Annotated in this window: 5 protein-coding genes and 1 pseudogene; 5 read left to right on the forward strand and 1 reads right to left on the reverse strand. The window is 37.6% G+C overall.

Annotation, left to right across the window (positions count from 1 at the left end; all coding sequences use genetic code 11):
• Positions 1–1,756 (reverse strand): annotated as a pseudogene (locus VIH09_RS09535) (excinuclease ABC subunit A); the annotation flags it as partial.
• A 209-nt stretch (positions 1,757–1,965) separates the two neighbouring features.
• On the opposite strand from VIH09_RS09535, the gene VIH09_RS09540 reads away from it, so the two are divergent.
• From VIH09_RS09540 to VIH09_RS09560, 5 genes are all read left to right on the forward strand, one after another.
• A complete protein-coding gene (locus VIH09_RS09540; RefSeq protein ID WP_331580320.1) occupies positions 1,966–4,767 on the forward strand; it encodes a helix-turn-helix and ligand-binding sensor domain-containing protein in 2,802 nt (933 codons plus the stop codon).
• A 472-nt stretch (positions 4,768–5,239) separates the two neighbouring features.
• Positions 5,240–8,365, forward strand: coding sequence for a glycoside hydrolase family 2 TIM barrel-domain containing protein (locus tag VIH09_RS09545; protein WP_331580322.1), 3,126 nt, complete (start codon positions 5,240–5,242; stop codon positions 8,363–8,365).
• 13 nt (positions 8,366–8,378) lie between these two features.
• Entirely contained in the window at positions 8,379–9,776 is a 1,398-nt protein-coding gene (locus VIH09_RS09550; protein ID WP_331580325.1) for a glycosyl hydrolase family 16, read from the forward strand.
• A 52-nt stretch (positions 9,777–9,828) separates the two neighbouring features.
• Positions 9,829–10,686 carry a glycoside hydrolase family 16 protein gene (locus VIH09_RS09555; protein WP_331580327.1) on the forward strand — a complete coding sequence of 286 codons (858 nt, stop codon included), beginning with the start codon at positions 9,829–9,831 and terminating at the stop codon, positions 10,684–10,686.
• A gap of 24 nt (positions 10,687–10,710) precedes the next feature.
• The coding region (locus tag VIH09_RS09560) for a PKD domain-containing protein (RefSeq protein WP_331580329.1) at positions 10,711–12,243 on the forward strand (1,533 nt) is incomplete at its 3' end.

Raw genomic sequence — 12,243 nt, forward strand, 5'->3', positions numbered from 1 at the left:
CAATTTCAAGCGCGCCATTTAAATATTTGGCAGTCAGAGAAGTTGATTTCAGAATTTCCGGAAACGTACCTTGAGCGACCAGTTCACCCCCAAATGAACCCGCTTCGGGTCCAATATCAATAATCATATCGGCGGCCTTCATGATATCTTCATCGTGTTCGACCACAATTACGGTGTTTCCTAAATCGCGCAACGATAGCAGCACTTTTATCAAGCGTTCGGTGTCTTTTGGGTGTAAACCAATACTCGGTTCATCCAATATATACATGGAACCCACTAAGCTGCTTCCAAGCGAGGTGGCTAGGTTGATACGTTGCGATTCCCCACCGGAAAGGGTGGAAGAATTCCTGTTTAAAGTCAGATAATCCAAACCCACTTCGGTCAAAAAAGATAATCTATTGTTGATTTCCAATAAAAGGCGACGGGCAATTTGCGTTTCATAGACATCTAATTCCAGGCCTTCGAAAAACGTTACCAAGTGTTTGATTGGTAGATCTACCAAATCAGACACAGTTTTTGAGTTGATCTTCACATAAGAGGCTTCAATACGCAAACGCTTTCCTTTACAGGAATAGCATTTGGTTTTACCCCGGTAGCGCGAAAGCATCACGCGATTTTGTATTTTGTAATTTTTCTCTTCCAACTCTTTGAAAAAGTCATTCAGACCCTGAAAATATTTGTTTCCTTTCCATAATAACTCTTTCTGATCCTCATTCAGTTGATAAAATGGTTTGTGGATGGGGAAATCAAATTTGTACGCATTATTGACTAATTCGTCCCTAAACCAGCTCATACTTTCTCCACGCCATGGAAAAATGGCATTTTCATAAACGGACAAAGTAGTATTAGGAACAACCAACTCAGCATCAATGCCAATAATGTTTCCGTATCCTTCGCAAACTGGGCAGGCACCATAAGGGTTGTTGAAACTAAACAAGTGCACGTTTGGTTCTAAAAAAGTAATTCCGTCCAACTCAAAATTATTGGAATAAGAAAATCGTTTTTCGGAATTTAATTCCTGCAAATGGCAGATTCCTTTTCCTTCATAAAAGGCAGTTTGTACAGCATCTGCCAGACGCTTGTAAAACTCCTCCTCATCTTTGACCACAATCCGGTCTATGACAAGAGTAACATCTTTATTGTCCAAGGAATGTTGGTCGATTTCGTCTAAACGGATCATATGATTATCGACCAAAATTCTGGCAAAGCCCTGTTGCAGCAGCACTTTCAATTTGTCTTCGAGTTTTCTTCCGTCTTCCAAGTGTATCGGAGCCAGGAGGAGCCATTTGCTGTCTATATCAAAACCTTTGACATCCTTTACAACGTCAGAAACCGTATTTTTTTTGACCTCTTGCCCTGAAACGGGAGAAACTGTTCTCCCAATTCGCGCAAACAACAATTTCATATAGTCGTAAATCTCGGTGGACGTTCCCACGGTAGATCGGGCATTAGTGGTGTTTACTTTTTGCTCAATCGCAATGGCTGGAGCGATTCCTTTGATGTATTCCACTTTTGGCTTGTCTAATCGCCCTAGGAACTGTCTCGCATAAGAAGACAGGCTTTCTACATAGCGACGCTGACCTTCAGCATATAAGGTATCGAAAGCCAAACTGGATTTTCCCGAACCGGAAAGACCGGTAATTACAACCAGTTTATTTCTAGGAATCACAACGTCCACACTCTTTAAATTGTGAACTTCAGCTCCCTTAATTATTATGTTTTTCTTTGGGTCTATCTTGGAAAAGTCAACTTGCATATTAAATATAATTTATACAAAAGTAATCAATTTTCATCTGGGAAGTGAGCTTGGACAAATCACAAATTTAAGTTGTTAAAAAAGAAATGGACTTAGAAATAGGAAGATGCATTGTTTTTTTTTTCTTATTATGGTTAAATTTTTTTCTTTTGATAAAAATATTGTGTTTTAATTTTTAGTTTTACAATATAATTAATACCACTCCCCAGATGAACAGCAAATTATGTGTTGCACTCCTTTTAATATGTTCTTGTGTTTTTTCGCAAGAGTTACCCCCAATCGTAAAATATTCGCCTACGACATATGAAGCGGGAAATCAAAATTGGATGATTTCGCAAGACGAAAACCATTACCTTTTCTTTGCCAATAATGAAGGTCTATTGGAATTTAACGGCTCCAATTGGGAATTATATCCATCGCCAAACGAGACCATATTACGTTCGGTAAAAGTGATCGGCAATAAAGTGTACACTGGCGGATACATGGAATTTGGCTATTGGATGAGACAGGGCGACGGAAAACTAAAATATACGTCCCTGAGTAATTCGATAAAAAAAAACATTCTCGATGACGAACAGTTCTGGAACATATTAAATTATGACCAATGGGTTATTTTTCAATCATTGGACCGGATCTATATATACGACACTAAAACGGGTAGTTTTAAGATAATTGCGCCAAAGAATAAAATCACCAAATCTTTCAGGACTAAAAATTCGATATTCTTTCAAACAATCAACGAAGGTCTTTTTGAAATAGAAAGCGGAAAAGCCCGACTTATTTCTAGTAATCCGATTTTAAAAAACAGCAGGATTGTTAATGTTTTTGCCACGGACGACGGTCTTTTGATACAAACACAACTGAACGGATTCTACAGGTTGGCCGAAAGAAAGGTGTTAAAGTTTGCAACGGATGTTGATTCGGAAATGATGGCAAATAGCGTGTATAGCAGCCAGTTATTATCCGACGGAAGTTATGCAATCGGCACGGTGTCGAATGGAATTTTTATTTTGACACCCGAAGGCAAAATTAAATACCACATTTCCCAAAACAAAGGCTTGAGCAATAATACGGCCTTGTCCTTGTTTGAAGATGCAGACAAAAATCTTTGGGTGGGATTAGATAATGGAATTAATTGTATTAACCTTCAGTCCCCCATTAAGAGTTTTGTTGACGACACGGGGATTTTAGGAACAGTTTACGCTTCGAAGCTCTACAACGGAAGATTATATATTGGGACCAATCAAGGATTGTTTTATAAAGACTATCAGAGTAATGGAGATTTCAAATTTATAGGTGGTACCAAAGGACAAGTTTGGTCGCTATTCGAATACGACGAAACATTGTTTTGTGGGCATGATTCAGGAACCTTTGTTGTGGATAACGGTTCCGCAAAAAATATATTTTCGAAATCGGGGACATGGAAATTTGAAACGGTTCCGAATCAAAAAGGACTTTTACTTCAAGGGAATTACTTTGGGATTTCAGTATTGGAAAAAGTCAATAACCAATGGCGTTTTAGAAATAAAATAGAGGGATTTGATTATTCGGCGCGCTATTTCGAAATTACCGATGCTCTGGAAGTATATATAAGTCATGAGTATAAAGGAGTTTTTAGATTGCAGTTGGACAACAAATTGCTTAAAACAAAATCATTTATAGTATACGAGCAGCCAAAAAAAGGGAAAAATGCGAGCTTGGCGAAATTTAACAATACGATTTATTATGCCTACAAGGAAGGAATTTTCAAATTGAACAATAAAACAAAACTTTTTGAAAAGGATAAAGTTTTGAGTTCGGTTTTTGAAAAAGATGAATATATGTCAGGTAAACTGATCGTTGATAATTCGAATAAAATATGGTTGTTTTCTAAAAACTACATCCACTATTTCTCATTGAGTAAATTAAGTAATCAATTGAAGCAAAATGTAATTCCCATTCCGGCTTCCTTGACTAATTCAATGTCAGGCTTCGAAAATATTGAACAGATTTCAAATTACGATTATCTTATAGGAACGACTGATGGTTACTATACGATAAACACTAGTGATTTGAGTTTTAAAAATTATAAGGTTGCCATTTCAAATGTAGCGACAAATAAATTGAATCAAAATTTCAGATATAATCCTTTTGAGCAAGATGGACGCTTTGACTACGATGAAAATAATATAGTTTTCAACTACACGGTTCCTGAGTACAATAAGTATATCAATGCCGAGTATCAATATAAGTTGGAAGGATTTCAAGATGATTGGAGTTCTTGGAGTACAAAGACCACCGTGAATTTTAAAAATTTACCTGCGGGGAAATATATATTTAAAGTAAGGGCTAAATTCGCCAATTCGTTACAGGAAAATTCCGCCAACTATTCTTTTACAATTCTCAAGCCTTGGTATAGGACTAACATGGCCTTGTTCTTTTATTTAATAATGGGTATTGTTTTGGCGCGAATCATCCATAAAGCGTACAAGAATTATTATCAAAAGAAAGAAGATAAGTTAATTGAGGAAAACAATCGCTTATTAGAAATTAAAGAGCTTGAAAATGGGCATGAAATGATGAGGGTGAGGAACGAACAGCTTTCACTGGATGTTGATAAGAAAAGTAGAGAATTAGCGGTCTCTGCAATGAGTTTGAACAGTAAAAATGAATTGCTGGCTTTTATTAAGGAAGACTTGAAAAAAACGAACGACGACAAAAACATAAGTCTTAAATCGGTTATTTCTACAATTAATAAGAATATTACTGGAAATGATTCTTGGAGTGTTTTTAAAGAAGCCTTTGAAAATACCGATAAGGAATTTTTGAAAAAAATAAAAGCAGCGCACCCCTCATTAACGCCAAGTGACTTGAGACTTTGTGCCTACCTTAGATTAAACCTCTCTTCCAAAGAGATTGCGCCTTTGCTGAATATTTCAGTGCGCAGTGTGGAAATAAAAAGATATCGTTTGCGTAAAAAAATGGATTTGTCGCATGAGCACGGTCTGGTAGAGTATATCCTGACTGTATAGTATTTTTCATGTCGCAACTTAATACCCATACATTACCACAACATTAACGTTGTCGTTGTGGTTTTTTGTCTTTATGATTAGCGGATAAGGCTGTCCATTCATCAGTTTTTATTTGATTTTTTTTCATTATTAAGAAATAATAAACACTTTTTTTACATTGTATGTTTTTTGTAGAGGTCGTTTTTAATTGATTATTGTGACTTCCTTGTAATTTTAGCATTCACAAAAAACATGAATTATGAACTCAAATTTCAGGTACTTTTTTCTAATGCTAATCGGCAGCTTTGGTTTTCCTAAACTGATAAGATTAGGGGATTTAATTGATTAATTCACCTAATAATCTAACGGCACTATATAATAGGTGCAACGATATCTACATTTATAGAAATAATAATTTCCGCTAATACTTGATAGACCATTAATTATAATGTTTTGTCTTCGCTTTTTTAAAGAACCAACTAAAAATAAATATATGAAAAACAATGTCCTAAGATTAATATTTCTTTTATTGACGACAACCGTCTTTGCGCAAGCTAATGACGTGTCCGTTGTCGCTAATGATAAAGGAATGAAATTAGTCGTTGATGGTAAGGATTTTATGGTCAACGGTATGAACTGGGATTACTATCCCATTGGTACAAATTATACCTACAGCTTATGGAAGCAATCTGACGATGTGATCAAAGCAGCACTTGATTCCGAAATGGGTTTGCTCAAAAACATGGGTGTAAATAGCATCAGGCAATACGTTGGTATACCTTCAAAATGGATTCAGTATATCTATGAAAATTACGGTATTTATACGATGTTGAATCATTCTTTTGGACGATACGGACTTACCATAAAGGGAACATGGGTGCCAAACACTGAATATTCTGATGCCGATACTCGTAAATTGCTATTGACTGAAGTAAAAGCAATGGTCGAAGAATATAAGAATACTCCTGGATTGCTGTTGTTTTTATTGGGAAATGAAAATAACTATGGCCTTTTTTGGGATGGCGCCGAAACGGAAAACATCCCGTTAGAAGATAGGAAATCGACGGCTAGAGCACGTGCTATGTACAAACTTTTTAATGAGGCAATCGTCGAAATGAAAAAAGTGGACCAATCACATCCTATGGCTATCTGTAATGGAGATTTGCTTTTTCTGGACATCATAAAAAATGAGTGTCCTGATATAGATATATTAGGCACAAACGTTTATCGTGGAGTTTCTTTCGGCGATGCTTTCAAAAGAGTAAAAGACGAGCTTAACGTGCCAATTATGTTTACTGAATTTGGTGCAGACGCTTTTAATGCCATTAATAATAGTGAAGATCAAAAATCCCAAGCTTATTATTTAATGGGCAACTGGAAAGAAATTTACGAGAACGCAGCTGGTTTAGGAAAAGCAGGAAATTCTATAGGAGGTTTTACTTTTCAATTTAGTGACGGCTGGTGGAAATATGGTCAAACAAAAAATTTGGACATTCATGATAATAATGCGTCTTGGTCTAATGGCGGTTATCCTTTGGATTTAAAAGGGAATGAAAATAACATGAATGAGGAATGGTTTGGTATATGTGCCAAAGGGCCTACAGATTCTCGCGGTCTTTATGACCTATATCCGCGTGCCGCCTATTATACATTAAAAGAAGCACATAATGTAAATCCTTATGCTCCAGGCGCAACGCTGGAGAATATTGATGATTCTTTCGCAAATATTTCATTGATGGACGCTGTACTTAGGGCTCGTGGCGATAAAGCTGCCTTGGGTGGTGGAGCCAGCGAGAAGATTAGACTCAGTAATTTGAGAGCCGAATTCACCACTTTCAATACAGGTGGTAGTTTAATTACAACTCCTAAAACTGCAGATCCAGATAAATCGGTTTATCCTAATAAGTTGGGTTTTGATCATATGCAGTCTTATTATGTTGGGGTAGAGGGGAATCCTAGTGCTAATATGCAGGCCAATATTAATTTTAATATTCTGGGTCACGTAGCGGATAACCCTATTGATGAAGTTTTTTATGAAAACAGAGGCCGTTCCCGCACAGTGAATACAGACCAGGGGAATCTGGAAATCAATGACGGAAATAGAATTCAAGTTTATAATGCAAGTTATACTTGGAACGCCAAAGACTTTGATTTAAGAGGTTTCTATAGAACGGGACATTACCACTGGGGGTATGAAGGCGACTTTTTCGGATTGTATCCAGAAGCAAATTATGGTCAAAACCTAGATATCTATAATGGTGAAACATTAGGTTTTGAAATAGATGGTAAAAGAGCTTTAAAAGGCTTCAAAGCTGCCTTTGGACCTCAATTATGGTGGGGAGCAAACCCTGCCGTATTGTTAAAATACGGTACTAAAATTGGTCGTTTTGACTTGGCGGCCATTTACCATGAAGATATAGCCGATGCTCCTGAGGCGGTAAGTTCTATAGCTGTACCACTTCCAAAAACACGCAGAGCCACGATTTACGCCAAGACAAAAATAGGTGCTGTAGGTGTTGAACTTGGAGGTATTTGGGGTGGCGAGCCTTTAAATGGTAGAACTTTTCAGTTTGCTAAAGGCGAATCAGGGAATTATGTAATTTACACGGATAAAATTAATTCAAAGGACAATTGGGGAGGTAAAGTTAAATTGACCTACTCTCAAGGGGCGATAAACTGGTATGGCCAAGGAGCTGCTATGGGTTTAGTTGCCAATGGTGGTGCCGATAATACAAAAACGTTTACAGGATGGAGACTTAAAGACAGTGGAAGCGGAAACCAGGTTAACTTCCTTTCGGGTTTCACTTATACAATAGGTAACTATCAGATAGCGCCTAACTTTTTGTGGCAAAAACCTATCGTGGGTGCTATGCCAAATGATGTTCAAGCTCCGGGAAGACTTAGAAATATTCAGGACGATCCATTTGCCGTTAGAGGAAATAGAGAAACGATAGGAGGTGAACTTCTGTTTACTTATGACCCAACACCGGCCACTTGGATGTACGAATGGGATAATGACATGGTTGAAGATGCCAAGTTTGCCATTAGTTCCGGCTTTGTTTTTCGCCACCTGCCTAATTCTCAAGATGCCGCTATCGGTATTTTGGCTGACGGCCGTACCACATTTGCTTTTCCTAACTCAGCGCCAGCACACGATTTATGGGAATCGAACACCCGTATCGTTTCTAAATTAAGTCCAGATTACGGTTTAATTGCCAATTTTTACTTTGGTAACGCACAGGCAAACGGCAGTGATGCGAGACTAGTGGAACGTTTTGGAGGTGATCTTAGAGTTGTTTATAATAAAACGAAACTAGTAGGCTCTGTTAAAATTAATGATTGGGGTCCTTTTGACTACCACCGTGATTTTAATCTTACTTATCCGACACAGTTTATGTTGGATTTATCTACCTCAGTAGGAAAACCAAACTGGTTTATCTTGCCTGATACAAAGATAGGAATCCGCGGTACATGGAGAACACTTAATCAATACTCTCCAAGATATTCGCCTAATGAGACGGCTGAATTTGCATCATCACCTATTATAAGTCCTGTAGGGTTTAGTAATGGAAACGAATGGGAAATCAGAACATATGTACACATTAATATTGGAAAATAAAAAATATACAAAAATGAAAAATAGAAAATTTATATATTTAAAAAATAGCTTCATTTTAGGATTGCTTTTTTTGGCTACCATAAGTTGTGAAAGAGAAATTTCTGATGAAGCAGCCTTTGCAACGCTACCAAGCACTGGCGAAATTTTTGTAGACGGTTTTACTGGCGGACTGGATTACTTCCCATTTGAAGGTTCCTACTTTGGAGCATTTACTGTCGATAAAGAGACAAAATACAATGGATCTGCAGCTATGCGATTTGACGTGCCTAATGTTGGTGACCCATCGGGTGCTTATGCGGGTGCTATTTTTCGTACCGTAACTGGGCATGACTTATCGGGTTACGACGCATTAACGTTTTGGGCAAAGGGAACTCAAGCGGGAACAATCAATGAAATTGGCTTCGGACAAGACTTCGGTGAAAACGAGTTCTTAGTGACCACAGATTTACAGTTAACCACCAATTGGAGAAAATATGTAATTCCTATTCCTGACGCCTATAAGTTAACAGCAGAAAGGGGTTTGTTTTGGTACGCCGAAGGACCGGAAAATGGTAAAGGCTATACCTTTTGGATTGATGATTTAAAGTTTGAAAAATTAGGGAATATCGCACAACCAAGACCAACAATATTTAATGGTGACAATGTTGTTTTAAATACTTTTACAGGCGTTATGGTGCCGATAACGGGTTTAGGACAAACCTTTAATTTAGGTTCAGGTATTGATAAAAAAGTGGTTCCTGCACCGGGTTATTTTAAATTTAAATCTTCAGACACAAGTGTAGCAACGGTCAGCGAAAATGGATTTATTAGCATTTTGAGTGAGGGGACCGCGGTTATAACCGCAAGTATAGGAGGCGTTGCTGCAACGGGCTCTATTACAGTAAAGGTTTCGGGTAATTTTCAGTTAGCACCGATACCGACAAGAGCACCAAGCGATGTTACTTCTATTTATAGTGACAGCTACACGAATGTCCCCGTTGACTTCTTTAATGGATATTGGGAACCTTATCAGACGACTCAATCTGCTGAATTTGTAATTGGCGGTAATAGGATGTTGAACTATACTAATTTTAATTTTGTTGGGAACCAATTTGCTAACCCTACCGTGGATGCGTCACAAAAATCAAATATGCACGTTAATATGTATATTCCAAATAGTGTACCGGCAAACATGGACTTTTTAATTACCGTTGTCGATTTCGGAGCTGATAAAGCGCAAGGTGGCGGCGATGATACAAGGGAACAAATATTTTTTGATAAAGCCAAATGGGTCCCAAATACATGGATTACATTAGAGTTTCCTATAACATTGGCAAATAAGAATAATATAGGGCAGATTATTTATGAAAACATTAATTTCTCATCATTAGACAACTTTTATTTGGATAATATTTATTTCTATCGCCAGTAATACTGCATTTAGAAATTAAATTTTATACTATTAATTCAAAAATATAATTAGAATGAAAAAGAAAATATTTAAGGAGAATCCAATGAATAGAAAAGGAAATTCAGTATTTGGTTTTCCCGGCCTGGCACTATTAGTTTTATTTACTGTGGTCACTAGCTGTTCATCAGATGAAAAGCAGACTGTTGCGAATTTCAAGGAATTAGTGATGCAGGATGAGTTTGATACGGATGGCGCTCCCAATAGCGCCATATGGGGATATGATTTGGGAACGGGTGCCGATGGATGGGGGAACAATGAACTCCAATTTTATACAAATCGCACTGAAAACGTAAAAGTTGAAAATGGATATTTGTTAATTACCGCCAAAAAAGAGTCCTATAGTGGATCTTCATACACTTCTGCAAGACTAACGACCAAAGGCCTGTTTGAGCAAGCTTATGGTCGCTTCGAAGCACGTATCAGGCTGCCTTACGGCCAGGGCATATGGCCCGCTTTTTGGCTATTAGGAGCCAATATTGATGAAGTGGGCTGGCCAAAATGCGGTGAGATCGACATTATGGAATATCGCGGACAGGAACCGACTAAGGTTTTGGGAACAGTGCATGGTCCAGGTTATTTTGGTGCAACGTCGATTTCAAAAAGCTATAGCCTGGTTAATGATCGTTTTGATACGGACTTCCACATTTTTGGCATTGAGTGGGGACCGGAATACATAAACTACTATGTGGATGACGTTCTTTATAATCAAATAACACCCGCTAGTGTAAACGGCGAATGGGTTTTTGACCATCCGTTCTATATCATTATTAATCTGGCTGTTGGAGGTAATTTTGTAGGTGCCCCTAATAGCGGGACAGTTTTCCCCCAAACCATGTTGGTTGATTATGTGAGAGTATATAAAAACAACTAGAATAAACTAATAAAATAAACAATTATGAAACAATTACTTAAAAGCGCAAAGGCCATTATTGCAATATTGGTCTTAACTATATCCTTGAATGGGTGTGATAACAGCGATGACAATTTACCTGACATCTTTGCGGGATTTACGCATACTATAAATCCAGCTACTGGAACGGTAACTTTTATAAACACATCAACTGATGTTAAATATTATTCATGGGATTTTGGAGACGAAACGACTTCTACCGAAATTAATCCGATAAAAACCTATGCCAATGGTACATATACGGTAGTTTTAACAATAAGAAATGTTGCAGGAGCATCTGCTACTTATGAGGACATAATAACGATAGGAGGCAGCGGTGGCGAAGTGGTATGTACAGCAGAAACGGTTGAGTCACTTAGCGCAGCAAGCCTAAATGTGACTTTTAAGACAGACCAAACTGCAAATATTGTTAATGACGGCGCCAATTTTCAATGGGTAGCAAATCCTAAATCTGACAGCGAAGTAAACGCCTCATGTAAAGTGGGTAAGGTTACAAAGACTGCAACTAATCCATGGGACAACAATCAAATTAGTTTAGATGGCAAATTGGATTTTAACACTCATTCGGGCTTGAAAATGAAAGTATTCTCCTCTGTACCCGGATATAAAGTTTTACTGAAACTAGAAGATAAGGCAAATGCTGGAATTAACACAGAGGTAGAGGTTACTACCACTAAGACCAATGAATGGGAAGAAATAAGTTTTCCTTTCGCGGCTACCCACAGCGGTAAATATGACAAAATTGTATTGATCTTTGATTTGGCGACAGCAAATACCAACACCTATTATTTTGATGACATTACATTTTATGGAACAGGTACTGGTGGTGGTACAGGAGGTGACCCCTGTACGACAGAAACAGCTGAATCAATGACTGCGGCAAACTTAAATGTAACTTTTAAGACTGATCAAACAGCAAACATTATTAAAGATGGTGCCGATTTTAGTTGGGTAGCAAATCCAAAATCGGATACAGGTATAAATACTTCATGCAAAGTCGGTAAAGTAACAAATTTAGCTGCTAATCCTTGGGATAATGTTCAAATTAATTTAGATGCTAAATTAGATTTTACTACTCATTCTGGTTTAAAATTAAAAGTATATTCTCTTAAAGCAGGAACAAAGATCACGATGAAATTGGAGGAAATAGGAGCTCCAGGAAATAACTCAGGTGATGTGCCAGTAGTTAGAACTAAAACAGGTGAGTGGGAAGAATTATCCTTTGCTTTCCCTGCCAGTGCAAGTGGTAAATTTAACAAAATAGTAATTTTCTTTGATCTCGAAAGTGTAAATTCAGATACTTATTATTTTGATGACCTTACATTTTATGGTACTGGTTCTGGCGGAGGTAACGGCGGTGGTGGTACAGCAGCTGGCGAAATAGCTGTAAATGGTGGATTTGAAACAGGAGACTTTTCAGGTTGGGCAGTGTATAAAAATGGCGGAGCTATCGATGCTATTACTACAGAACCTAGTAGTGGAACTTATTCTGCTAAATTATTTGCCAGTGCTGCTACG

Source organism: Flavobacterium sp. (assembly GCF_036515215.1).
Classification (GTDB): domain Bacteria; phylum Bacteroidota; class Bacteroidia; order Flavobacteriales; family Flavobacteriaceae; genus Flavobacterium.

Coding starts and splice junctions, on each gene's coding strand:
- VIH09_RS09545 (WP_331580322.1), top strand. CDS start 5,240: ATGAAAAACAATGTCCTAAGATTAATATTTCTTTTATTGACGACAACC.
- VIH09_RS09555 (WP_331580327.1), top strand. CDS start 9,829: ATGAAAAAGAAAATATTTAAGGAGAATCCAATGAATAGAAAAGGAAAT.
- VIH09_RS09550 (WP_331580325.1), top strand. CDS start 8,379: ATGAAAAATAGAAAATTTATATATTTAAAAAATAGCTTCATTTTAGGA.
- VIH09_RS09540 (WP_331580320.1), top strand. CDS start 1,966: ATGAACAGCAAATTATGTGTTGCACTCCTTTTAATATGTTCTTGTGTT.